Origin of the sequence: Bacillus sp. P14.5, from assembly GCF_003316765.1 — a bacterium.
GTDB lineage: Bacteria > Bacillota > Bacilli > Bacillales > Bacillaceae_B > Rossellomorea.
This window is the reverse complement of record NZ_NIJF01000067.1, coordinates 1-25,404: the sequence shown is the minus strand read 5'-3', so window position 1 is coordinate 25,404 and position 25,404 is coordinate 1. Positions and strand designations below refer to the sequence as shown.

Below are 25,404 nucleotides of genomic sequence, written 5' to 3'. Positions count from 1 at the left end.
GCACGTTACTGGAAAACGTGCTGTTGTTGAAGGGAACCCATGAGTTAATGGAACGTTTAGCATTGAAACATACCATTAGCTAAAAGGAACTCCGAGTTAATGGTACGATTAGCGTTGAAACATACCATTAGCTAAAAGGAACTCCGAGTTGACAGCATAAAAACATTCAATCATCAATTAATCGCAGTAATAAATGGCACATTTAGCTCCTGATACGAATCACTCCGAAAAAGTGACTTAAATTAGTATGACCACTCTCCACGACAGCCAGGAAATCTCCTTTTTCTTCGTTTGCAAAGGCAAGCTGCAGCATGACTCTGCACCCATAGCGTATTTATCAAGCATTATCTGTTTATAATTAAATTAATATATGTTTAACTTGTGATGGGCAGGGAAATATTAATATGATTTTATAATTTAAGCAGGTGTTGTGATGATTGAATTCAAGAAGGTCAGAAAGAAATTTGAGGATGGAACAGAGGCAATAAAGGGAATAGACCTTGTCATTCCTGAAGGAGAATTGACAGCTTTAATCGGTCCAAGTGGATGCGGAAAAACGACAACTATGAAGATGATCAATAAGCTGATTGTGCCTACAGATGGAAAGATATACATAAACGGTGAAGAAATCGCTTCGAAGAACGAAGTGGAATTGCGCAGGAATATTGGATATGTCATTCAGCGGATTGGTTTGCTTCCGCACATGACTATTGAGGAAAACATAGCACTCATTCCTAAACTGAAGGGCTGGAAGAAAGAGGAATACTCACCGAGGGTAAATGAACTCATGGAGCTCGTCGGTCTGGAACCAGAGGTTTATAAAAAAAGGTATCCGCTTGAGCTCAGCGGCGGACAGCAGCAGCGGGTGGGCGTCATCAGGGCTCTTGCTGCAGAACCTCCGATTATCTTGATGGATGAGCCTTTCAGTGCTCTGGATCCCATCAGCCGGGAGCAGCTTCAGGATGAGTTAAAGAGCCTTCAACAGAAAATACATAAAACTATTGTGTTCGTTACCCATGACATGGATGAAGCTTTAAAGATTGCCGATAATATTGCCGTCATGAGAGACGGAGTAATTGAACAATACGGCTCTCCTGATGAACTCCTAAGCAGCCCTGCCAACGAATTTGTTAAGGCTTTCATCGGAGAACACCGCATAAACAAGGGACAGGCCGGCCTGTATGTAAGGGACGTCATGTCAAGCGGGTCTGCAAATATCCCCGGAAACACTGCCGACGCCATCTCATCCGGCTCAACCATTTCCCAGGCTGCAGGGATGCTGCTTAAATCAAAACTGGATGGCTTAAAAGTAATGGAAAATGGAGAAGTTATCGGTTTCGTAACAAGTGAGGATATCCTCCAAGCGATAGCAGATAAGGAGGGACCGCCTTATGCTGGGTAATATTTTCACTACCTTCTGGACGACCGTAAGCAGCAGGTCTGATGTCATTATGCAGGGATTGATAGAACATTTGATACTCTCTTTTGTTTCTATTTTCATTGCCATATTGATTTCACTTCCGCTGGGCATCTATATATCACGGAAAAGAAGTTCAGCAGAGTTCTTCATTGGAATTACCGCGATCTTTCAGACCATACCGAGCCTTGCCCTGTTTGGTTTCCTTGTCCCGCTGCTCGGGACTGGCAGCACCACTGCCATCATTGCCTTGACGGTTTATGCCCTTTTGCCGATTCTTAGGAACACTTATACAGGGATTACTGGTGTGGACCAGGCCGTCATAGAAGCAGGAAAAGGAATGGGCATGACAAAACGCCAGCTTCTCTATAAAGTTGAACTGCCGCTGTCACTTCCTTTCATCATGGCTGGAATCCGTACAGCCACTGTATTGACAGTCGGAGTGGCCACTCTGGCAACATTCGTAGGTGCCGGCGGACTTGGTGATATCATTTACAGGGGGCTCTCCTCATGGAACAACAGCTTGGTCCTTGCGGGGGCACTTCCAGCAGCCTTGCTTGCCCTGTTTTTCGATTATTTGTTGAAAATTTTGGAAAAGGCCGCAACCCCTAAAGGGTTAAAGGCCAGAAAATAATAAAGGGGTAATTGATTATGAAAAAAAGCTTGATATTAGCGGGACTTTCGCTGATGCTTATCCTTTCTGCATGCGGGAATGGTGATGGAAATGATACGGTCGTTATTTCCGGAAAAATGTGGACTGAACAATACATCTTGACGGAAATGCTGGCACAAGTCGTTGAAGAAAACACTGAGTTGAATGTAGAACGCGAGGAGGCACTCGGGGAAGTTTCCATCTTGACCCCGGCAATTGAAAAAGGCGACATCGATATGTATGTCGAATACACGGGGACTGGACTAAAAGCGGTATTGAAAGAGGAAGCTGAAGAGGGTGCAGATGCTGATGCCATCTTTGAACAAGTAAAAACAGGCTATGAAGAAAAATTTGGTGTCACGTGGCTTGAACCTCTAGGATTCGAAAACACCTACACACTAGCCTACCGCAAGGATGAAGGTATCGATGCAGAAACCTACTCTGATTTGGAAGGCAAGTCTGAGGAAATGGTCTTTGGTGCACCTCATCAGTTCTATGAACGTTCTGGTGATGGTTACGACGACTTAATCAAGACCTATGATTTTAATTTTGAAAGTACAGAGAGCTATGATCCCAACATCATGTATGAAGCTGTGAAAAATGGCGATGTAGACTTGATTCCTGCTTTTACGACAGATGGAAGAATACAGCGGTATGACCTGGCTACCACTGAAGACGATAAAGGGTTCTTTCCTCCTTTCTATGCAGCACCAATCGTAAGACAGGAAGTACTGGATGAACATCCAGAACTTGAGGATGCAATCAATGAACTTGCCGGCACCATCACCGAAGAAGAGATGAGTGAATTAAACGCAAGAGTGGACATTGATAAAGAAGAACCTGCAGATGTGGCAAGAGACTTCCTGATATCAAAAGGAATCATAGAAGAATAAGAATGAAGGGATTTAAGCTGGTCTTAAAGGGTAAAAAACCTGTAGACCAGCTTTTTTCGGCAGGATTTTTCCATCCTTTATCGAATTACGTAAATAAGGAGTTGATGAAAATGGAACATTTAACAAGAAATGAAATGAAACCGCTTCTTGATAAGTCAAAAGTGATAGCGGTAGTGGGATTAAGTGATAATCCTGACAGAACCTCTTACATGGTTTCAAAAGCTATGCAGGATAGCGGATATGAAATTATTCCCGTCAACCCGGTGATCGACGAAGCGCTGGGAGTGAAGGCAGTGCCCTCACTTAAGGATATCGGAAAGCATTTAGATATTGTAAATGTTTTCCGAAGGTCGGAATTTCTTCCTGAGATAGCAAAAGAATTCGATGAAATCGATGCAGATATCTTCTGGGCACAGCTTGGTGTATACAATGATGAAGCCTATGACTTTTTAAAAAGCAAAGGATATACCGTTATTATGGACCGCTGTATCAAAGTAGAACATGCGCTAACACGATAAGGATTCGAACAAGCGACGGGAAGGAGCCCCCGCTTGTTTTTTTATGGAGAAGGATTGTTAAAGCGTTTACTTAATGGTTCTGAAAAACAAAAAACGGCCGGGAATACTGATAATATTGCCTTCTTTTTAAGTCGAATATTAAAAATAAATTTGCGAAATTAAAATAAAACGATACAATAAAGCAGAGATGTTAGACATTGATGTGGTAGAATAAAAGAGCGAACAAATGTTCTTTTGTGTAAAATGTTCACCACTACTAGACAGAGATAAGTTTTGAAAGGGGAATGTTCGTGGCCAAAAGAAATAACCAGTCCATGGATTATAATGATGATGCGATACAGGTGCTGGAAGGTCTTGAAGCAGTCAGAAAAAGACCTGGTATGTATATCGGATCTACTGACACCAGAGGGTTGCACCATTTAGTTTATGAAATCGTTGATAACTCTGTAGATGAAGCTTTAGCTGGCTATGGAGATGAAATCACTGTTACGATACATAAAGATAACAGCCTGAGTATTGAAGACAGCGGCAGGGGAATGCCTACGGGTATGCATAAAATGGGCAAACCGACGCCTGAAATCATATTGACTGTACTTCATGCCGGAGGAAAGTTCGGGCAGGGAGGATACAAAACAAGCGGCGGGCTGCATGGGGTCGGTGCTTCTGTGGTTAACGCGCTATCAGAGTGGCTGAAAGTGACCATCATGAGAGATGGATTCGTTTACGAACAATTGTTCGTTAATGGTGGGAAACCTCAAACGACCTTAGAGAAAGTGGGGAAAACAAAGAAAACGGGAACGAGGATCAGCTTTAAACCCGATCCCTCCATTTTCAGTGTTACCTCCTATAATTATGACACGTTATGTGAGCGCCTCCGTGAATCAGCCTTTCTTCTTAAAGGGCTGAAAATCACCATTACCGATGAAAGGCATGACCAGCAAGACGTCTTCCATTTTGAAAGCGGGATACAGGCTTTCGTTCAGTACTTGAATGAGGAAAAGGATAGTATCCATCCGGTGGTCTTCTTTGAAGGAGAACATAACAGCATTGAAGTGGAGTTCTCTTTTCAATTCAATGACGGTTTCTCCGAAAACATTCTTTCCTTCGTCAATAATGTCCGTACAAAAGACGGCGGGACTCATGAAGCCGGAGCCAAGACCGCGATGACCCGTGTTTTCAATGAATACGCACGTAAAGCAGGGATTTTACGCGATAAAGACAAAAATCTTGAAGGAACTGATATACGTGAAGGGCTTGCTGGTATTGTATCCGTCCGTATACCTGAGGAATTACTTCAATTTGAAGGGCAGACAAAAGGCAAACTGGGAACAAGTGAGGCTCGGTCGGCGGTTGATGCTGTCGTTTCGGAGCATTTGCTTTATTTCCTGGAAGAAAACCCTGATACCAGTTCACTTCTGATCAAGAAGTCAATCAAAGCGGCTCAGGCCAGGGAAGCTGCCAGAAGAGCCCGTGAGGATGCCAGGAATGGCAAAAAGAGAAAGCGTTCTGAAACCATCCTTTCAGGGAAGCTGACTCCTGCTCAGTCAAGAAATCCTCAGAAGAATGAATTATATCTTGTGGAGGGTGACTCCGCAGGCGGCTCTGCTAAGCAAGGAAGGGATCGTAAATTCCAGGCAATATTGCCGCTTAGGGGTAAAGTCATCAATACGGAAAAGGCTAAATTGCAGGATATCTTTAAAAATGAAGAGATCAATACCATCATCCATGCAATCGGAGCAGGTGTCGGTCCAGAATTTAATTTAGGTGACATCAACTACGATAAAATCGTAATCATGACGGATGCAGATACGGATGGAGCGCATATCCAGGTCCTTCTCTTAACCTTCTTCTACCGTTACATGAAGCCGCTGTTGGAAGCGGGGAGAGTCTATATTGCCCTTCCGCCTCTGTTCAAGGTCAGCAAAGGCTCTGGAAAGAAAGAAGTAATCGAGTATGCTTGGACGGATGATGAATTGGACGATGCAATCAAAAAGGTTGGCAAAGGCTATATGATCCAGCGCTACAAAGGTCTTGGCGAGATGAACGCTGACCAGCTTTGGGAAACGACGATGGATCCCGATACCCGGACTCTTATCCGAGTCAAGATTGATGACGCAGCAAGGGCAGAACGCCGCGTGACAACGTTGATGGGTGATAAAGTAGAGCCTCGCCGGAAATGGATCGAAAGCAATGTTGCCTTTGGTCTTGAAGAAGATGGGAGCATATTGGAAAATGAAAACGTATCTGTCACTGAGGAGGGAGATGTATGACAACTCAAGAACGATATCAGGACCTGCCGCTTGAAGATGTAATAGGCGACCGGTTTGGACGATACAGTAAATATATCATTCAAGAACGTGCATTGCCGGATGCCCGTGATGGCTTAAAGCCTGTACAGCGACGGATCCTTTATGCCATGCATTTTGAAGGGAATACTCATGAAAAAGGCTTCAGGAAATCAGCCAAGACCGTCGGAAACGTAATCGGTAATTATCATCCTCATGGTGATACATCCGTTTACGATGCGATGGTGCGTATGAGTCAGGAATGGAAGCTCAGAAAATTGCTCGTCGAGATGCATGGGAATAACGGAAGTGTTGATGGTGATCCTCCAGCAGCAATGCGTTATACAGAAGCACGATTATCAGCGATATCGACAGAGCTTCTACGTGATATAGAAAAAATACGGTAGATTTCGTACCGAATTTTGACGATACATCAAAAGAACCGACTGTCCTGCCGGCACGTTTTCCAAGTTTGCTCGTAAATGGTTCAACAGGAATTTCTGCTGGATACGCAACAGACATCCCTCCCCATCATCTGGGAGAAGTCATCGATGCGGTCATCATGCGCATGGACAAGCCAGAATCATCAGTTGATGACTTGATGACTGTCATTAAGGGACCGGATTTTCCTACAGGCGGAACAATTCAAGGCGTTGAAGGAATAAAAAAGGCTTATGAAACAGGCAAAGGAAAAATTGTGGTGCGAGGAAAATCGGAAGTTGAACCTGTCCGAGGAGGAAAGCAGCAAATCGTCATCACGGAAATCCCTTATGAAGTCAATAAAGCAAACCTGGTCAAGAAAATGGACGAATACCGCCTTGACCGCAAAGTCGAGGGCATCGCAGAAGTGAGAGATGAAACGGACCGTACAGGACTCCGCATCGTCATCGAGCTGAAGAAAGATGCCGATGCAGACGGCGTCCTTATGTTTCTTTATAAGAATACAGACCTTCAAGTTGCCTATAACTTCAATATGGTCGCCATCCATAACCGCCGCCCTCAGCTGATGGGACTCCGCCAGCTGCTGGACGCTTATATCGACCACCAAAAAGAAGTGGTCACAAACAGGTCTAAATATGATCTGAAAAAAGCACAAGAGAGACAGCATATTGTCGAAGGTTTGATGAAAGCTTTATCAATACTGGACGAAGTAATTGCTGCCATCCGTGCTTCCAAAGATAAACGGGATGCCAAGAACAACTTGATTGCCAAGTTCGAGTTCTCCGAAGCACAGGCTGAAGCCATTGTGTCCTTGCAGTTATATCGACTGACAAACACGGATATCACAGCTCTTAAGAAAGAAGCGGAAGAATTGGCTAACCTTATCAGTGAACTTACAGCCATCCTGGAAAGTGAAAGCAAATTGTTAAGTGTCATCAAAAAAGAGATGAGAGCAATCAAAAAACAGTTTGCCGATGAAAGACGCTCTGTCATAGAAGCGGAAATCGAAGAAATCAAGGTGAACCTCGAAGTCATGATTGCCAATGAGGATGTTATGGTGACGGTTACTAAAGACGGTTACATTAAGAGGACGAGCCTTCGATCATTCGCAGCTTCCAACGGGCAGGATCTGGCTATGAAGGAAACGGACAGGATCCTGATTCAGCAGGAGATGAATACAACTGATGTCCTGTTACTGTTTACGGACAAAGGCAGTTACCTTTATTGTCCGGTTCATGAACTGCCTGACATCCGCTGGAAGGATCTGGGGCAGCATGTAGCGAACTTTATTTCAATTGATAAGGATGAAAATCTTATCAGTGCCATGCCGATTAAAGAATTTGATGACAAACGCTATCTCTTGTTCATAACAAAAAATGGCATGGCCAAAAAATCGCTGTTAAGCCAGTATAAAGCTCAGCGGTATTCGAAGGCTTTGGTAGCTCTTAACCTGAAAAAAGATGATGAACTAATCGACATTCACTTGACTGATGGAAGCCAGGATCTTTTCCTTGCCACCCATTTCGGCTTTGGACTATGGTTCAGCGAGGAAGAAGTCAGTGTTGTGGGACCAAGAGCCGCGGGAGTCAAAGGGGTTAACCTGAAAGACGGGGACTTTGTGGTTGGTGGAAAAACCATCAAAAACCCAGTGGTTGAATCAATCTTGATTGCCACGCAGCGCGGTGCAGTGAAAAAGATGAAGCTGTCAGAGTTTGAGAAGACCTCGAGAGCTAAACGCGGTGTCGTGATGCTGCGGGAATTAAAAGCTAATCCTCACCGGCTGGCTGGGATGGAAGTCGTAGAAGAAATAGACGCGGTTTCTCTTGAAACCAGCAAGGGGCATGTGGAAACAATACAGGCTGCCACTTTCAAAAAAAATGACCGTTATTCAAATGGTTCATTTATTTTAGATCAGGGAGAAAGCGGGCCAGTAATCAAAATTTGGCGTGAACCGCGCCCTACTTTATAACAGAATAATCGAAGCAGGCACTGATAGAGTGTCTGCTTCTTATTTTTTCGGTTTTACAACTAAGACTCAAGGGTAAAGCCAAGATATGTTTTTGGCTTCACAGTAACTTACAGGAGGAACCACAATGGAGACAGAGAAGAATTTCATGGACTATTTCACAACTATAACAGGCTCACTGAATACGTTTATTTGGACGTATATCCTGATTGCCGCCCTGATTGCACTTGGCATTTATTTTTCCATCAGGCTTAAGTGGGTTCAATTCCGCTATATTGGGGAAATGTTTAAGCTTCTTACCGATAAAGCGACGATTTCAGCGGACGGAAAAAGAGGAATCTCTTCCTTCCAGGCGTTTACCGTGTCAACTGCCTCACGTGTAGGGACAGGGAACCTTGCGGGAGTGGCTACTGCCATAGCTGGCGGAGGGCCAGGGGCTGTATTCTGGATGTGGCTCATTGCGTTATTAGGCGGTGCTACATCATTCGTGGAGAGTACACTAGCCCAGATTTATAAAGTTAAGGATAAAGATGGATTCCGCGGCGGCCCTGCTTACTATATGGAGAAAGGTTTAAAAGCAAGGTGGATGGGGATCATCTTCGCTGTAGTAATCACCTTCAGTTTTGGACTTGTGTTTAATTCTGTGCAATCTAATACAATTTCTATAGCAGTAAACGAGTCGTATGGCCTGAACAGGCTGACAATAGGACTGATTCTTGCAGGATTAACCGCTGTCGTCATTTTTGGCGGCATTAAGCGAATCGCTCACGTAACCCAGATTCTCGTCCCGGTACTGGCGATTTTATATATTCTTCTGGCTTTGTTCATATTGATTAGGAATATAACCGTTCTTCCGGATATGTTCATTCTTATCTTTGAGAGTGCATTCGGTTTGCGTGAGGTTGTCAGCGGAGGAGTAGGAGCTGCCCTGATGATGGGAATCAAGCGAGGTTTGTTTTCGAATGAAGCAGGAATGGGTAGTGCGCCGAACGCTGCCGCAACAGCCGCTGTCACCCATCCGGCAAAGCAGGGATTGATTCAGACACTTGGTGTTTTTACAGATACGTTGATTATTTGCACTTCAACAGCTTTTATCATCATCTTATCTGATCAGTATACAGGCGGACTGGACGGCATCAGCTTGACACAAGCTGCGTTGACTCATCACGTAGGAGACTGGGCAGGCATCTTCGTTGCCACAGCGATTTTCTTGTTTGCCTTCAGTTCCATTATTGGAAACTACTATTACGGGGAAACCAACATTGAATTCATTAAATACAGCCCTGTTTCTCTATTTCTCTATCGTCTTGCCGTACTTGGAATGGTTGTGTTTGGGGCGACTGTAGAACTTGAAGTCGTATGGGGGCTGGCTGATCTATCCATGGGCTTCATGGCCATCATTAACTTGATAGCCATTACACTGCTGGCGAAAATAGCGGCAGCAGCTTTGAAGGATTACCGCCTTCAAAGAAAAGAAGGAAAAGATCCAGTATTTTATTCAAACTCGATACCGGGCCTGGATAATATTGAGTGCTGGGATAGTATGCCTGAAGAAGAATTGAAAAAAAGACAGAGATAATTACGAGCGGATGACCAGTACATGGTCATCCGTTTTTATTTTACGCTCTTTTCGCAAAGGTTTAGGCCATTGAAAAGTAATGACATTCCACTCGAGGCATACGACTCGGCTGGGCGGGTTGTGAGCTCCTCGGCTGCGCCTGTATAAAAAGTCATAGCGCTCTGATCAGACCCGACAGGCAAAAAGCAACAAAGTTTACGAGAATATCCTTATTATAAGTTATAAATTACTGACTGGATTTTGATATTGGTCTGCATCAAGCTGCAGCAGCTGATGGTCTTTATCCATAAATGGAATAAGCCCCTGACTCTGATTAATCCCATTTTTTCTTTGGCTGTTTTCGCATTGATTGTTGCTTTCGGAAAAATCCCAAGAGCCGGATTTTTCCCCGGATACGAAGGATTCCTCTATAAACGGAGGGTGTAGCTCTTTTCTTTCTTGCTTACCAGGATATTTCGGGGGAATTCCGGCATTATTTTCCGAATTACATATTAAATAGCAACAAAGTTTACGAAAAGAGCCTTTTCTTTAAACCAACTGCTAATTGGAGTCATGGAGTTTCTTCAGCTATTAATACCATTATATTTACATATAAACTCCTCTTTTGGAGAAGATAAGAAAAACGAGATTATAAGGAGAGATACTGATGAGAAAGGAATTGTTATTTGCTTTCGCCGCTTTCTTTTTCATGTCGCTGCACGCTATTGCCGGGAATTTTGCAGAAGAGCAAGATCAGCCCAATATTCTAGTTATCACTACTTATGAAAAGGATGTAACGGGAGATAAAGCAAAAGACAAGATTACTTTATGGGGAAAACCATATGAACCTGGTGCTCTATTTTATCATGAGATTTGGGCAGAAATCGAGACCGCTGATGGAAAGAATTTCAGAATTGACTATGAGGGCGGCTATGAACCGCAAATTCAATTTCCTGATTTAAATCATGACGGCGTACAGGATCTTCTGCAATCATCTGCAACGGGAGGAAGCGGGGGCCTTTATAATTATAGTTTATATACACTGGCGAATAATAAAAAGATAGATATCGGCATGCCCCCTGCATTGTCTATTGATGCCCACTTTGAAAACAATTATAAGGGAGTTATCACTTTTTCAGATACAAATGAATCTTTTACTGTAGATCTGAGTGAGCGTAAAGAAGATTATGAGAGGCTGGGTATTTACCAAGACGGAAAACTGAATGAACCGACAGAAATGATGGTTATTCCGTATGCAATGTTCGAACCTGTCAGAATAAAAGGTAAAGAAGGAAAAGGTCTAAGGGGAGTTCAAAGGATCAGCGGTGCTTATCAAGCGGATGGCGTAGGAGATGTATATTCTTACTGGTATTACGAAAATAGAAAATGGAACTTGATTGATATCAAGTGGGAAGAGTTATAGAAAGAAGAAAGAACCTTTTATAGGCATTTATCATACTTTATGGTAAGCAAACACACATCATGAATGGTGAGGTGGCTTACGATGAGTAAATTTGATCCAGAAAAGCTTACAGTTACCTATCTACCGCCTGCATCGGTTTTCAGCCCTCTTGATGCTAGAAAATATACGTTAACTCACTCAGATATGACGGGTGATCTGTTTCTGAGTATAGGGTGCGTTTATGACATGGCTAAAATTGATGCAAGCATGAGAGATGAAGTCCTGGCCAAATGGGTTAGAGTGATGGGGCAGTATACACTTTCCGGAAAAGTATATATAAGCGGTGGAGAATTTGATGAAAATCTTTCAAAAGTCCGTTATATGATCTTTAAAAAAGAAATGTCCCTTGCACTGTCAGCTATAGTGAATGGTGACCAGGGATTTTTCTCCTACTATCCATGGCTGCTTGATGCTCCCATCTATATTGCATTTGAATCCTATTTTCCAGAGTTTCAGGGAATACACTATTTTGAAACACCAAGACGTTATTTACTGAAATAAGAAATTAATTGACTGAAGGGGTAACGAACCTTTTCAGTTTTTTTATTCTCTCTAAATAAATTACAAATGCTACTAAACTATCTTGAATAATAAAAATAAGCTCTCAACCAATTTGAACAAAAAAGTCCTGCTTATGAGAAAACTGCAGCCTATAGAAAATACGATAGATTCCTTCTCTTCTTTATTATTCATCAAGCTTCCGTGTAAAAGAGATTAAATTCTTTGGGTTACTGACTGAACAAGATAAAATTATAGCAAGGAAATGAAAATAGATTGATAAATAGACCTTAATCATGTTATAAGTGTAAAGGAAGTAAAGAAGCAAGACAGCTTTGCTTTTTATTTTGAGGTTATATCTGGATTATTCCTGATAACCTGATGATGAGAGGATTGAATTTGGTATGAAAGATAATTTCTGGCGTGAATTACCACGACCGTTTTTTATACTGGCACCAATGGAGGATGTGACAGATGTCGTTTTCCGTCATGTAGTGAGTGAGGCAGCCAGACCTGATGTGTTTTTTACAGAGTTTACGAACTCTGAAAGTTATTGTCATCCAAACGGCCGCCAAAGTGTTCGCGGGCGTTTGACCTATACTGAGGATGAACAGCCAATAGTGGCTCATATATGGGGAGATAAACCTGAGTTTTTCCGTGAAATGAGTATTGGCATGGCTAAAGAGGGTTTCCGGGGAATTGATATCAATATGGGGTGTCCTGTAGCGAATGTGGCCGGGAATGGAAAGGGCTCCGGCCTTATCCGCCGCCCCGATGTTGCAGCAGAGCTCATACAAGCCGCAAAAGCTGGCGGACTGCCTGTAAGCGTCAAAACAAGGCTTGGATATACAGAAGTAGATGAATGGCGTGAGTGGCTTAAACACTTATTGGAACAAGACATCGTCAACTTATCAATTCATCTACGTACAAAAAAGGAAATGAGTAAAGTGGATGCCCATTGGGAACTGATCCCGGAAATTAAGAAACTTCGTGATGAAGTGGCACCCCATACTCTCTTAACTATCAATGGAGATATCCCTGACCGTCAAACCGGTTTGGAGCTAGTCGAAAAATACGGTGTCGACGGGGTTATGATAGGGCGTGGAATCTTTAACAATCCATTTGCTTTCGAAAAGGAAAAGAAAGAACACAGCAGCAAAGAATTACTCGATCTTCTAAGGCTGCACCTTGACCTCTTCGATCAATATTCCAGTGAATTCGAACCGCGTCCATTTAAGCCGCTTCGTCGATTTTTCAAAATTTATGTTCGTGAATTCAGAGGAGCCAGCGAACTAAGACATCAATTGATGGATACAGAAACAACGGTTGAGGTACGCGAATTGCTTAATAGTTTTGAACTTAAGAATGAAGAATATATTTTAGATTAAGACTGAATACAAAGTTTTACCCTAGTACAAGATTATCCATGAGCACTTTGAATAGAACTGCTATGGGCAATCTTTAAATCGGATAGGAATAAAAGCACTCATGAAGGGGTTAACACTTCATGAGTGCTTTTTTGTTGGCGTAAATTTTCAGGAAGGTAGTGTTCCTGAAAAATTTTTTCTTTCCTTACAAGGAGAATGTTTTTATTCTGTTATAAAGGAAATTCTCTTACATGATGTCCAACTCTTCAGCATAACAATATATCTAAAATATATGCAGAAAAAAGTTGAAACACAAGAATTAAATAAAAATTTCTCTAAAACCTGTTGACTGCCTAAGAAGTATAAGCTAAACTTGAACAGATAATCGTAATGGTTACGATTTATAAAACTAAACAGAAATAACATAATTCAGGGCATGAGAGGATTGCAGTGGAAAATATTAAGACATACATATTCTTAACTTTAATAAGTAACAAAGCAGCCAAATTGATTGCCACTAGGTAAGGGGAGAAAAGCGTTTAGTAAACTGGAAAACACAGACTGTAAATCGTAATCATTACGCAAATTAGAATGTATGGAGGAGAAAATATGTTTAAAAAAGTTGCAGGGGCGTTAAGTCTGTCTGCTTTAATTTTAGGGGCAGCTGCATGCGGGAATGAAAATACAAATGGAAATGAAGTAAATAGTGAAACGAATGAAAGCTTGAAGGTATATACTACTGTTTACCCTCTCGAATATTTCACTGAACAAATTGCAGGCGATGAGGCAGACGTCGAATCCATCCTGCCGCCTGGATCCAATCCACATAATTATGAACCAACAACGGATGATATGATGAAAATTGCTGAATCTGATGCTTTTATATACAATGGATCAGGTTTAGAGCTTTACGCTGAAAAAATATCAGAAGCCGTTAAATCCGAAAAGGTCAAATTAATAGAAGCTTCAAAAGGGCTGGAATTAATTAATCACTCACATGATCATGATCATGAAAAAGAACATGAAGATGGTCATGAGCAGGAAGAAGATGGGACACATGAAGACGAGCATGAAGAGCATGAACATGGAGATAAGGACCCCCACATCTGGCTGGACCCGATCCGTTCGATTGAACTTGCTGAAAACATTAAAGAAACATTAGTTGAAATTAGACCAGAGCAAGAAGACACATTTAACAAGAACTTTGAAGAGTTAAAAAGAAGCCTGGAAGAATTAGACCAAGAATTCCATACAGAAATAGAAAGTTTACCAGAAAATAAAATCATTGTGTCTCATGCTGCATATGGGTACTGGGAAAAGGCATATGGAATTGAGCAGATTGCTGTCTCGGGTTTGAGCCCTGACAATGAACCTTCTCAAAAAGAGCTGCAAACTATCATAGAAACTGCAGAAGAATATGGTTTAAAATATGTTCTGTTTGAACAAAACGTAACTCCAAGAGTGGTAGAAATCGTTAGAAAAGAAATCGGTGCAGAAGCGTTGCGCATACATAATCTATCTGTACTCACTGAAGAAGATGTTAAAAATGATGAGGATTACCTGTCACTTATGCATCAAAATTTAGAAGTCCTGTCAGAAGCTCTTTCAATTCCTTCTGATATTTCAGGAAATGAACACACACACGATCATGACCATGCTCATAATGAAGAAACAGAAGAAATTTATAAAGGTCATTTTGAAGACAGTCAAGTGAAAGACCGCGCACTTTCTGATTGGGAAGGCGACTGGCAGTCCGTATATCCATACCTTCAGGATGGCACGCTTGATGAAGTATTTGCTCATAAAGCAGAACAAGATGGAGAGAAAACAGCCCTGGAATACAAGAACTATTATGAAGTAGGATATGAAACAGATGTGGATCGGATTCTGTTTGAAGGTAATAAAGTAACCTTTTTTGAAAATGGGAAAGAAAGCTCCGGTGAGTATGTGTATGATGGATACGAAATCCTTACCTACGAAGCCGGAAATAGAGGAGTACGCTTCATATATAAACTAGATGGAGAGGCAGAAGGAATGCCTAATTACATTCAATTCAGTGACCATAGTATTTACCCAACTAAAGCTGATCACTATCACCTTTATTGGGGTGACGACCGTAAGGCCTTATTGGATGAAGTCACTAATTGGCCAACCTTTTATCCATCAGACATGAGCGGAAAAGAAATAGCGGATGAAATGATGGCTCATTAAATCGTTAGAATCCAGGCAGCAAATTTTTATTTGAAGACAACTGGTAATTTAGACTTGGGAAGCAGAAGACTTTTATTAAGGGCTTCCGGATCAATGAGAAGAAACAAAAGAAGTTTCTAACTTTTCGAGACCTGGGTCACTTAAATTTATTGAATGGAAAACTTGAAAATTGGATTGATTATCAATTCAGAAGACCAATCATGCCTATAAGAATGATTATTTAACAGTATTTTGTGTTATAGGGTTTATATCATCAATAAGGAGGACTCATTATATGGAAAAGTACAAATGCAGAGAATTCACCAGTACCGGGAATTTGTTTCTGCCTTCTAAATGGGGAAAAGAATTCCACATTGAGTTTGGAACGAAAGTAGATATTGAGTATGACTCAGAAGTCATTTATATTCGAAAAGCAAACCCCAATAGTACCTGTAACAAACGATTAGTTTCAGAAAAAATACAGTGTTAATACCTAAAGAAATTCGTGATAATGCAAATATTTCTACTGAAAAAGAATACTGTCTTTATATTGATAAACGAAATAAACAGTTTGTAATTGCAATCCAAGAGGAGGCTTCCTAATTTTAATTACTAAGCTCTTTAGGTCTAACAGCTGATTTAACCGCTTAAGCTTGTGACCGTGTACACTGTTTGGTGGCAGAGACAGTAAATCTCATAATAAGAACACAAAAAAGCAGAAAGCTGCTTCATAGTAACCTAGTCAAACTAATAATCCTGTTGCCTTTCGACAGGATTTTATTTGTTCTTATAAATAATAAGTAACAAGTGGAAACTAAGGGTTTATTGTCTGAAAAGGAGAGCGGCTCTTTTCTTTTGTTGGCTGTATATCTTTGAAATACATATAAAATAGAAACAAAACTTGCGAAAAGAGGGAGGGGCTGTTCGCATATTGCAGAGAATACAATTGCATTCATATCAGATTCTATTGGTGGGTAAGAAATGATTTTCTATCTTTATGGTTACGAAGAAATAGGGTGTTAATTCAGCAATTTCAAATTAATTCAGCAAAGATATGTAAATTTAAGATCACCAAATAACCCTTGGATTTGTAGTTAAGGTAATCTATATTATGTTAACTTACTAAGAAATTCAAGCATGAGGAAGAGGAACAAATTTGAATTAATATTGTTTAAATCACATTGAAACAAAGTAATTTGGACATTAAAGTCTCAATTAAAAATGTTTTTGCTGAGGATTATATGTAAGAATCCTATAACCGAACTAAATATGTTTATAACTAAGAAAATTTTATTGGCAATGAACAACAAAGAAATTTTTTTGTTCGTCTCAATATTAGTAGTATTCTTGGGTTATGAGACGAAATTAACCATTTTTACTTTGCTTCCTATAATATATGTTAGAAGTTTGAGAAAATCACATTATCGTTAACTTCCTATAAATATTAGGTCGGGATAAAAGATTATCGGAAAACGTCCTTGGCAGTTATGTTCATTTATTGGTGGACATAACTTTATTTAGTTTACCCATATATAAAAATCATTAGACGTAGCTCCATTAGATTTTTTAATGAGATATATCGTTTAAAAGCATTTTTATGAAAGGGAAGATAGTGATAATACAAGCAATTATTAAATTCGTCTCGTAATAAATTTTCAAATCACAAGTATTTTTTTGTATGTCCTTTTCAAATAAGAAAATACTAAATAATTTCTTACGAATAATTTTTAATTAGTTTTTGGGCAGCTTCTTTAAACTTTTCCTTCTCCGCTATAGTAAAGATATCCATTGCCTTTTGAAGGGATTCAATTCCTTTTTTCGTTTCTTTTAGTTTGATTAGTGAAACACCTTTATAAAAATAAAATTCACCATGAAGATAAAGAGTTTCATGAAGAATACAAACCCTGATTCCCTTATTAGCATACTCTACAGCTTTGCTGTATTTCTCAGTATTTTTCAAAAACCTCTGATAGTTATAATATAAGCGGAGTTTTTGTTGGTAGTTTGAATCAGCTGGTCTATTGCCAAGAAGCTCAAGCGCTTTTAGATAATATTCTTCTGATTCTTCCAAGTGCTTTTCTTCAGATAGAATATTAGCAATAGCAATTAATGTTTCTACATCTTCCTGAAAATATTGGTGATCCTTATCACTTAGAATATTTCTAAGGGTATCTAATGACCCAGTAAGATCCTTATCAAGATAATATTTACAGATTCCTAAATGATATTCGATAAACTTCCTCATTTTCACTGTTTGAAAAAGAGGGTTGTCTCTTTGGGACGAAACCATACCTTGTACAACTGAATATTCATTTTTTTAATTGCCATACGAACTTGACTAATAAACTCAGAATGATATTCATGGATTGTACTGTCTGGAGTATCAAAAAAATAATCAATCGGTACACCGAGCTTTTGGGCAAAAGCGTGTAAAATATGAGCCGATGGTATAATTTCGCCCTTTTCTATCATACTTACATATGCTTGAGTACAAATATCCTTGGCTAAGTTTTTTTGAGAAACCTTTTGGTATGTTCTTAAGTCCTTTAAACTTTTACCAATCGTTGAAATCATCTCCATAATAATTATTCTCCTCACAAAAATAAAGATATTTATATTATAGATTGATAAAGGACATTTAAGATAGATTCAACTAAAAAAACTTTTGAAAATGGCTTAAATCAGGAGAAACGCTGTTTAAATAGATATAGTACTATGAGTGGAAAGGGTGATTGATTACAAACGAGATCAGTCTAATGTCACCTGTTCACCATGGCTGAAAATTTTATATTATGAATTTTAGCCAAAAGTATTAGTCCACAGTTTGTAAGAGATAAATTTGAAGAGTTAAAAAAAGGAGGATGCTTTATGGGGGAAGGAAAATTACTAAAATAATTATACCCATTGTTAGAGGCTAATATTTCTTGGTAAGTTATGTACCTAATATTCTACTAAAGGAAATCACTATATACCTGGCAGTTATATATTTATGAAGGAGATTATAGGAATGGTTAAAAGAATTCAAATTTTAATTCCAATTGTAATATTGGTGGTACTTCTTACTGGTTGTAGAGTTGTTTTTTATGATGAATCTTTAGACTCCCAACCCACCATAAGTAAAAAAAGTGTAGAAGTGACTTTAGAAGGAAGTGTACATATAGAGAACGCCAGATTAGTGATTCGAGGTCAGACCAACTTACCTAAAGGAACTATAATTCTAATAGGTTTAAGAAGTTTTCCGGAAAATATAAAAAACACAGAAATTTTGGAGGGGAAGGGTCAGATCTCAAAAGACTTTACTAGAGAGTATACCGCGGAAATTGATGAAGCTGGTGAATTTACAAAGGTAATTGATAAAGAAAGGGATGATCAACAGTTTCAACTAGAAGTTTGGTTTAGACCAAACCTACAAGACGAAACAGTTCAAGATAGATACGGGAAAAATGGAGAATTCATAGATAAAGGCGATGGTTTAATAAAGTATGATGTAGAAGGGGAAAGTTTAACAGGTTTTGTAAAGTATGCTCCAATCATTAGTGAATATGGAGGTTCTTGGAGTCTAGCTCCTTCTATTTCACAGTCAAGGCCAATGAGATGACCAAATATAGATTAAGGATTATAAAATGTGTTCAACAAATAGGAGGGGTAGGCATGAAACAGGTTATATGGTTACCGATTCAGTTTCTACTCACTTGTATCGGGCTCTTTCTATTTAGTGGAGCGGGTTCGTTACTCATGTATGATTATGAACTTGTTATAAACTTTGCAAAGTACTTACACACACTGAAGCAAATCTTCTATAACGTAATGCATCCAGATTCTGTTCTTATAAAAATTGGAGAGGGAGATAAGGTTTATCCCATCTTTCCTATTCTTTTAAAGCTGTTTGGTTATTCCTTTCTTCTTCTTGCAACTTCATTTATTTTGGCAGTTGCCATTTCAGTAATAGCCAGTTATTTGTTCATGTTTCTTCCTAGAAGGATATATAGAGCTCTCCTACGTGTCCTAGACTTATTCGATTCTCTCCCTGATGTCCTCATTGTTGTGCTTTTACAATTATTTATCATATGGCTTTTTAAGAAAACTGATATCCTTTTATTTGATATTTATACACTTGGAGAGGAGAAAATTTTCGTTCTTCCTATACTTTGTCTGTCCATATTACCTATTGCTTTCTTGACAAAGCACTTTCTGTTTCAAATTAGGGAAGAAAAGGATAAGCCATATGTTGAATTTTCTTTTTCAAAAGGATTTTCTAAGGCATATACGGTTTGGGTACACCTTTTCCGAAATGTATGGGTTCAATTTTATTATCACCTAAAGCCTATTTTCTTGCTAATGCTTTCGAATCTGCTGATTATTGAAATATTATTTAATATTAACGGATTTATGATTGCTATGCTTAACACTGCCACTGATGAACCAAGTGCCTTTTTTATTGGAATGCTTCTAGTATACATTCCATTTTTTATTCTTTTTAACTTTTGGAGACTCTTAATCATCAAAACTTCAGGGGGGGAAGTGGGAGTATGACATTATTTAGGTCTTTTCGATTTTGGTTACCTTTTCTTATTATAACGGGTATGATATTCGCGAGCTTTTTAGTTCCTATGTTAAATCCTGACTTTCAAGAGTCAGGACCTTCATATTTAAAAGATCCGAAATCAAGCAAGGTCATCGCAGCACCACCTTATTCACCTTCCGAAATGCCACCTATAGGGAGTGATAAACTTGGAAGAAACCAATTTGTTATGCTACTAAGTGGAGCTAAGTATACATTGCTCTCAGCATTGGCAATTGCTTTTCTCAGGATGATAGGTGGATTTGTTACCGGTCTCTTTTATGCATTCATGCCAAATTGGTTTCGTTCGATATTCAAAGGTCTGTGGGACACTTTCAATTTCATCCCATTAGCAATCGTCGGTTTCATACTTCTGTATCCTCTTCAGCTAGAATATGCAGCAGGATCTCTTAACTCTTTTACGTTTCTTTTAATCGAGATCTTTGTTATTGCACTCATGGTTATTCCTTCTCTTGGGATGTATGTCGGGCAAGGGATGAATGACTTTCTTAAAAATGAATTCATTCAAGTATCACGTCAGATGGGAGCTAGTCGTTTTCATTTGGTTCGAAAACATCTGTGGCCGCAATTCAGTCGTCATTCAGTGGTAATGTTTTCGGAGCAACTGTCCCAGACCCTTCTTCTTTTAATTCAGCTTGGTATTCTTCAAATTTGTTTAGGTGGGCTGGTGACTGAAAATTTCGGCATATTGGAATCTAATCCAGTTTACTTTTCAGCTACAAATGAATGGGCTGCGACAATCAGTATCAATATACAACAGGTATTTATTAAGCCTTACCTGGTACTAGGACCTTTGCTGTTCTTTGCTGTAACAATCTATTGCGTTAATGAAATTAAGTCGGTTCTTAGTGATGTTCTAATCGAAGGAAAAATAGTTGGCATTAAAAGGAGAAGCAAAAAGGTTAAGCAATACTCACAAACTGATACCATTCATCCTGGTGATGGGGATTTTGTTATTGTCAATCAGCAGAAATATTAAGAATGTTATATATGTAATTAATTTTTTACCCGTGTCTTCATCTTATATTTTTGTAAGGCAATATAGATGCACCCTTAAGTTCATTTTCATTAGGGGATCTAGAGTTAATGAGTTAGTAAAATGAGAGATTACTCTTTACATAATTAACGTTATATGAATGAGTGGGAGTTTTTTAAACTTCCGCTCATTTTAAGTTAGAAAGAATTTCTATTTATTTGATAAAGGAAGATCCCTTGTCTTTTCATTCTGTTTATAAAATTAATTTGCTTTTGTACAATAGAGTGGAGGTGTTGGAGAAATGGATGATAAAAAGTATTATTATCAATACAGTGAAGATTTAATATTAAACAAAGCAATCGAACAAATAAAAAGATGAAGAACTTACGAAGAAGTAAAAGAAGACTGTTGATAATATGGATTTGATTGATTTTTATAATAAATGAATTCTAATCTAATGAATAGCGAGTGGGACGAACGTTTATGCTGCAAGCATTTTTTTATAATCACTATTACATAGAAATGAACTAGAAAACATAATTCTTATTTTACGATTCAAATTTGCCTTTTATTACACTTTCACACAGAAACCACAGAGAGATGACAGTGCTTAATTATCTGAGTTTATTTTTTGCTAGATAGTAATCGTATCCAGTATTCATTTTCTTTTTGTACAGGGAATGTAATATTTTTGGCTATACAAGGACGTTTATTAGGGTTGTGTGGAATTTTTCGTCTTTGATTGGACATTGCTGGCCTCCTTCATATTTGAGGATGAATAATTAGTTCAGTAAAGACAATGATTAAGTTGGTCCCCATTTATTATTCTTACTCTTCTTGGAAATATAACCCTGTAAAAGGTTCGAATAGACCGAGTGACTTATTAATATTCCTTTAACTTTCCTTAGGTTTATCCAATTAGGTAGTAATCTATGCTAGCTCAGAATTTAATTCGTAACTTAAAATGCATCCCAATAAATTAATTATCTACCTTTGTGTTGTGAAATAGGAATTTATGGATGTTATCTTTTTAGGTTCATCTCGATTGAATAAATCTTGGTCTAAAAAGTTATTCCGTTAAAGGGCCATTTAATGGAAGATCTGTTAAAGTTAGACGGAACTTATGTTTCGTCTTATTTTAATTTTCTTTAAAATAATTTCTCTATTCTTGGAACTAAAAAATATACAACAAGGTCTAATAAGGGAAAGGAGGTCAATATGAAAAATTACAAGTTAATAAACAAAGCAAAAAAAGGTGATAAAAATGCTTTTACTCAACTTATTGAAGCCGAAAAGACTAAACTATATAGAACTGCTTTTTTATACACTAAGAATAAGGATGATTCACTCGATATTGTTCAGGAAACTATTTATAAAGCACTTATTTCAATAAAGAATCTAAAAGAGCCGACCTACTTTTCCAGTTGGTTAATGAGAATCCTAATTAATAAATCTTTGGATTTTATCAAAAAGAGAAAGAAAGTTGTGTCTATTGATTTTGAAATTGATGTCAGTACTCCTAGCAGAGAAGCTAATATAGTTGATAGGTTAGAACTTTTCACTGCAATTGACCATCTAAATGAGCGTTATAAAACACTTATTATCCTTAAATATTATCAAGATAAAACATTAAAACAGATAGCAAAGATACTGGATCTTCCGGAAGGTACTGTTAAGTCAAATCTTCATCGTGCAATACAAGAACTCAGAATCTTGTTGAAGGAGGATTGTGTTAATGAATAAGCCAATAATCAAGTTTAAAGAGGATATTGAACGGATTGAGATACCAGAAGAAGAGTTGGATTTAATAATCAGTAAGACTATATATAAAAGCTCTAATAGTAATAAAAGAGGGAAAAAAATTGCTTATTTGTCTACAGCAGCTGTACTATTCTTGACCGTTTTACTTGGAAGCGGTTTTGTTTCACCAACAATGGCAACTGTATTAAGTAAGATTCCTCTAATTAACTCAGTATTACCATACGCTGATGACGGTTTAAAGGCTGCAAATGAAAAAGGATTAGTAAAATCAATAGGTCAAACAGTTGAAGAAGATGGAGTAGCTATTACAATTACAGATTTATATTATGATGATTCAAGATTGGAAATAGGATATTCTATACCATTAAAGGTTAAGGATAAAGAAGTGTTAAAACAATATAAAATTTTAGGAATTTCAGATGCAGAAATCTATGTTGATAGGAAGCAGGTTGGGTATTCGTCTAAGGCAACTTATCAAAATGACTATATTACCGGCATAATTACAATAGCAGGTGATGAGTTACCAAAGTCTTCAGATTTAGTTAATGTTAAGCTGGATATCACGGATGTGTTAAACAAGAAAGGACATTGGCGATTTGACTTAGCGGCCAAGAAAACAGAAAAAGAAAAGATAATTATTCCTAAAAAAGATATCAAATCAGGAAAATATAGTTTCAGTATTGACTCAATGGAATTAACTCCTAGTAGTACAAAGGTGAAGTATGTCTTTTCACTTCCCTCGAACTTAAATTTCAATGAACAAGCATTAACCTTTAAACTAATCGCAGATAATGGGGAAGAAATGGGCTTGATAAAGACTGGTAGAATTCTTATTGACCACAGGGGAAGTCGTCTCTATTTAAGCAGTCAAATATATTTTGAACCAATAGAAGAAGATGTGAAATCCATAACTATAATTCCTGTTGTTAAGGAGGAGGAGGGTAAAGATAAAAGTTTGAGTGAACTTGAATTCGTTGTACCGGTTTCTGAATAATAATTTTGAGCGATTGCATTATATATGTGGTCGCTCTTCATCGACTCTAAAAGACATTAAGAAGATATAATGTTGAATATAGGATATAAAAAGATATTAAAATGAAATTACCAAGCTATACGTCGTCGAGGGACTTTTGTGTTAAGGTGTATTGATGATCTAGTAGGTGCTACATATGATATTTTGAAATTTATTATTAGATCGATTAGCTATTTATTTGCAGGGATGATTATAGTTGCGGCTCCAATGTATCTAATTGTTTGGATATCCGGTTTTTTCAGTAAAATGATGGGGTGTCTGCGGAAAAAGAATCCATCTATCCTTTCATAAAAGATATTATCTTCAGATGCAAGGCAGCTCTACGGAATGAGAGGTTAGTTGTAACATTTACTTATCTTTACTGTAAGAGTATTAAAGTGGAATTTATCTATTGAACTAAAAGTATGACTTGTAAGGGGCGTAAATAAATGGACTTTAGTATTTGGATGTATATAACGGTTTTTTTATCACAGTTAGTCGGGGTTTCCTTGGCATTTGCTATTTTCACATCAATTTACATTAAGAATAAAACAAAAGGACTTGTCAGCCTTGCCATTACCATATTAATAATAACTTATTCACTAATACAAGGGTTTAATGTGTCGATAATTATGGGGTTTGGTATGGTGCTTATTAGCATTGGTTTATCGATAGTTACTTTGTGCTTCAAAAGAAAATGAAAAATGAAGTTACTCAATAGTCGGATGCAACAATTAAAAAATCGGGTAATCTAGCCGGCTATTTCCCAATTTCAATGGGATAATTGAATAAAGATATGAAGGAGTGATTATGTGGAAATCATTATAGGGTATTTACTAGGTGCTTTTGTCTTAGTCTTATTCTTTATATCGTTGTTTAAAATGGTATCCAATCGAATGAACAACTCCAATAATGAAACAAATGAAAGGATAAATAACTTAGAAAAGCGGATAGACGATGTAGAAAATAAGTAAATTATTCTTCAACTATTGGGGGCGTTTGCTGAACAAGCAGCGGCCTACCTTCTTTTACGTCAGCATCTTCTGCTAACGGAGCGGGTTAATTGTGCGAAATGTTTCTACTACAGCTGAGAGTGGTTACACATTACTCAGGTAAAAGGTAGACAATTCCTTATGGAATTGAAGGATTATATCGAAGAATCAAATGAAGAGGTAACGCTTGGAAGGGTTCTCTCTTAGTCGATTAGCACTGGATTTAGTAAGAAAGATAGTGTTAAGAGCTCGGTGAAAAGGCGTAAGAATTTACCGTATCAGCTAAAATGAGCTGACGAAAGCCTACCCGCGGGGGTGGTGTAAATCATGATGCTTGGGTTGATTGAATATGGTGAGAATGCTTAAATGACCTAAAGAAAAGGTTAAGCTGACAAACTTCTGGATGTACGGGTCTATACCTGCGATACATAGAAATGTGTATATCACCAAATTGTGAGGTTAGATATGGGTGAGTAAGATTAATTAATATTAAAATCCATGATACGTTACAGGCGTATGAATGCTAACAGGCTTACAGGAAGCACCTAAGTTCAATCTATAATAGATATAATTCAACGTTGTAAGCTGATAACGTGGAGGGCTTACTCCTAATGAAACGGTGATAAGGAAAGCAATAATGATAATAGTTGTTGTATAACTTCTCTTTATATCAGTGAAAGTGGTGGCACAGTACCAATGAACGGTCTAATCAACCTGGAGGGATAGCCACTAGACTAATGAAGAATCATTCAACCATGTAAGACAGTTCTTTATCGAATAATAAGGTTCTTGTAAGACTAAAAGAGGTTCAACTCCTAAGGGAGTCACCGACTT

At 38.4% G+C, this 25,404-nt stretch carries 18 protein-coding genes and 1 pseudogene; 17 read left to right on the top strand and 2 right to left on the bottom strand.

Annotated elements, in window-relative coordinates:
• Nucleotides 1–433: 433 nt before the first annotated feature.
• From B9Z54_RS11360 to B9Z54_RS11295, 12 genes and pseudogenes are all read left to right on the top strand, one after another.
• Entirely contained in the window at nt 434–1,402 is a 969-nt protein-coding gene (locus B9Z54_RS11360) for an ABC transporter ATP-binding protein (RefSeq protein ID WP_113928518.1), read from the top strand.
• Nucleotides 1,392–2,051 carry an ABC transporter permease gene (locus tag B9Z54_RS11355; protein ID WP_113928517.1) on the top strand — a complete coding sequence of 220 codons (660 nt, stop codon included), beginning with the start codon at nt 1,392–1,394 and terminating at the stop codon, nt 2,049–2,051. Before B9Z54_RS11360 ends, B9Z54_RS11355 begins: the two co-directional genes overlap by 11 nt.
• Before the next feature lie 17 nt (nt 2,052–2,068).
• Complete coding sequence (locus B9Z54_RS11350; RefSeq protein WP_113928516.1) at nt 2,069–2,962, top strand: glycine betaine ABC transporter substrate-binding protein; 894 nt, start codon at nt 2,069–2,071, stop codon at nt 2,960–2,962.
• Nucleotides 2,963–3,066: 104 nt separating this feature from the next.
• Nucleotides 3,067–3,480 (top strand): CoA-binding protein, encoded by a 414-nt coding sequence (locus tag B9Z54_RS11345; protein WP_113928601.1) that lies wholly within the window; start codon nt 3,067–3,069, stop codon nt 3,478–3,480.
• Between the two features lie 290 nt (nt 3,481–3,770).
• On the top strand, nt 3,771–5,750 hold the full coding sequence (gene parE, locus B9Z54_RS11340; protein ID WP_316247208.1) for a DNA topoisomerase IV subunit B: 1,980 nt from the start codon (nt 3,771–3,773) through the stop codon (nt 5,748–5,750).
• Nucleotides 5,747–8,175, top strand: a pseudogene (gene parC / locus B9Z54_RS11335) (DNA topoisomerase IV subunit A). Before parE ends, parC begins: the two are co-directional and overlap by 4 nt.
• A 145-nt stretch (nt 8,176–8,320) precedes the next feature.
• Entirely contained in the window at nt 8,321–9,751 is a 1,431-nt protein-coding gene (locus B9Z54_RS11330; protein WP_148953953.1) for an alanine/glycine:cation symporter family protein, read from the top strand.
• Nucleotides 9,752–10,397: 646 nt separating this feature from the next.
• Nucleotides 10,398–11,153: a hypothetical protein gene (locus tag B9Z54_RS11320; protein WP_113928512.1), complete on the top strand. Its 756-nt coding sequence runs from the start codon at nt 10,398–10,400 to the stop codon at nt 11,151–11,153.
• Between the two features lie 81 nt (nt 11,154–11,234).
• The gene (locus tag B9Z54_RS11315) at nt 11,235–11,693 is read left to right on the top strand and encodes a staygreen family protein (RefSeq protein WP_113928511.1); all 459 of its coding nucleotides are present in this window, start codon (nt 11,235–11,237) and stop codon (nt 11,691–11,693) included.
• 401 nt (nt 11,694–12,094) lie between these two features.
• Nucleotides 12,095–13,078: a tRNA dihydrouridine synthase gene (locus B9Z54_RS11310; protein WP_113928510.1), complete on the top strand. Its 984-nt coding sequence runs from the start codon at nt 12,095–12,097 to the stop codon at nt 13,076–13,078.
• Between the two features lie 588 nt (nt 13,079–13,666).
• The gene (locus B9Z54_RS11300; RefSeq protein WP_113928508.1) at nt 13,667–15,268 is read left to right on the top strand and encodes a metal ABC transporter solute-binding protein, Zn/Mn family; all 1,602 of its coding nucleotides are present in this window, start codon (nt 13,667–13,669) and stop codon (nt 15,266–15,268) included.
• A gap of 274 nt (nt 15,269–15,542) precedes the next feature.
• Nucleotides 15,543–15,737: an AbrB/MazE/SpoVT family DNA-binding domain-containing protein gene (locus B9Z54_RS11295; protein WP_113928507.1), complete on the top strand. Its 195-nt coding sequence runs from the start codon at nt 15,543–15,545 to the stop codon at nt 15,735–15,737.
• A 1,224-nt stretch (nt 15,738–16,961) separates the two neighbouring features.
• Here the strand turns inward: B9Z54_RS11295 and B9Z54_RS11290 are convergent.
• Nucleotides 16,962–17,492: a hypothetical protein gene (locus B9Z54_RS11290; RefSeq protein ID WP_113928506.1), complete on the bottom strand. Its 531-nt coding sequence runs from the start codon at nt 17,490–17,492 to the stop codon at nt 16,962–16,964.
• A gap of 2 nt (nt 17,493–17,494) precedes the next feature.
• On the bottom strand, nt 17,495–17,827 hold the full coding sequence (locus tag B9Z54_RS11285; RefSeq protein ID WP_113928505.1) for a helix-turn-helix domain-containing protein: 333 nt from the start codon (nt 17,825–17,827) through the stop codon (nt 17,495–17,497).
• Nucleotides 17,828–18,254: 427 nt separating this feature from the next.
• On the opposite strand from B9Z54_RS11285, the gene B9Z54_RS11280 reads away from it, so the two are divergent.
• From B9Z54_RS11280 to B9Z54_RS11260, 5 genes are all read left to right on the top strand, one after another.
• Nucleotides 18,255–18,845, top strand: a complete 591-nt coding sequence (locus B9Z54_RS11280) for a hypothetical protein (RefSeq protein WP_113928504.1) — start codon at nt 18,255–18,257, stop codon at nt 18,843–18,845.
• 53 nt (nt 18,846–18,898) lie between these two features.
• Complete coding sequence (locus tag B9Z54_RS11275) at nt 18,899–19,780, top strand: ABC transporter permease subunit (RefSeq protein ID WP_162785183.1); 882 nt, start codon at nt 18,899–18,901, stop codon at nt 19,778–19,780.
• Between the two features lie 77 nt (nt 19,781–19,857).
• Nucleotides 19,858–20,808, top strand: coding sequence for an ABC transporter permease subunit (locus B9Z54_RS11270; RefSeq protein WP_162785182.1), 951 nt, complete (start codon nt 19,858–19,860; stop codon nt 20,806–20,808).
• Nucleotides 20,809–22,023: 1,215 nt separating this feature from the next.
• Nucleotides 22,024–22,548, top strand: coding sequence for a sigma-70 family RNA polymerase sigma factor (locus tag B9Z54_RS11265; RefSeq protein ID WP_113928501.1), 525 nt, complete (start codon nt 22,024–22,026; stop codon nt 22,546–22,548).
• Nucleotides 22,541–23,560, top strand: a complete 1,020-nt coding sequence (locus B9Z54_RS11260) for a DUF4179 domain-containing protein (RefSeq protein WP_113928500.1) — start codon at nt 22,541–22,543, stop codon at nt 23,558–23,560. Before B9Z54_RS11265 ends, B9Z54_RS11260 begins: the two co-directional genes overlap by 8 nt.
• Nucleotides 23,561–25,404: the final 1,844 nt, after the last annotated feature.

Bases quoted from the DNA above. Each gene is read 5' to 3' on its own strand.
- B9Z54_RS11265 (WP_113928501.1), top strand. From the start codon at position 22,024: ATGAAAAATTACAAGTTAATAAACAAAGCAAAAAAAGGTGATAAAAAT.
- B9Z54_RS11290 (WP_113928506.1), bottom strand. From the start codon at position 17,492: ATGAGGAAGTTTATCGAATATCATTTAGGAATCTGTAAATATTATCTT.
- B9Z54_RS11355 (WP_113928517.1), top strand. From the start codon at position 1,392: ATGCTGGGTAATATTTTCACTACCTTCTGGACGACCGTAAGCAGCAGG.
- B9Z54_RS11300 (WP_113928508.1), top strand. From the start codon at position 13,667: ATGTTTAAAAAAGTTGCAGGGGCGTTAAGTCTGTCTGCTTTAATTTTA.
- B9Z54_RS11330 (WP_148953953.1), top strand. From the start codon at position 8,321: ATGGACTATTTCACAACTATAACAGGCTCACTGAATACGTTTATTTGG.
- B9Z54_RS11350 (WP_113928516.1), top strand. From the start codon at position 2,069: ATGAAAAAAAGCTTGATATTAGCGGGACTTTCGCTGATGCTTATCCTT.
- B9Z54_RS11310 (WP_113928510.1), top strand. From the start codon at position 12,095: ATGAAAGATAATTTCTGGCGTGAATTACCACGACCGTTTTTTATACTG.
- B9Z54_RS11275 (WP_162785183.1), top strand. From the start codon at position 18,899: ATGAAACAGGTTATATGGTTACCGATTCAGTTTCTACTCACTTGTATC.
- B9Z54_RS11270 (WP_162785182.1), top strand. From the start codon at position 19,858: ATGTTAAATCCTGACTTTCAAGAGTCAGGACCTTCATATTTAAAAGAT.
- B9Z54_RS11280 (WP_113928504.1), top strand. From the start codon at position 18,255: ATGGTTAAAAGAATTCAAATTTTAATTCCAATTGTAATATTGGTGGTA.
- B9Z54_RS11345 (WP_113928601.1), top strand. From the start codon at position 3,067: ATGAAAATGGAACATTTAACAAGAAATGAAATGAAACCGCTTCTTGAT.
- B9Z54_RS11315 (WP_113928511.1), top strand. From the start codon at position 11,235: ATGAGTAAATTTGATCCAGAAAAGCTTACAGTTACCTATCTACCGCCT.
- B9Z54_RS11260 (WP_113928500.1), top strand. From the start codon at position 22,541: ATGAATAAGCCAATAATCAAGTTTAAAGAGGATATTGAACGGATTGAG.
- B9Z54_RS11360 (WP_113928518.1), top strand. From the start codon at position 434: ATGATTGAATTCAAGAAGGTCAGAAAGAAATTTGAGGATGGAACAGAG.
- B9Z54_RS11295 (WP_113928507.1), top strand. From the start codon at position 15,543: ATGGAAAAGTACAAATGCAGAGAATTCACCAGTACCGGGAATTTGTTT.
- B9Z54_RS11285 (WP_113928505.1), bottom strand. From the start codon at position 17,827: ATGGAGATGATTTCAACGATTGGTAAAAGTTTAAAGGACTTAAGAACA.
- B9Z54_RS11320 (WP_113928512.1), top strand. From the start codon at position 10,398: ATGAGAAAGGAATTGTTATTTGCTTTCGCCGCTTTCTTTTTCATGTCG.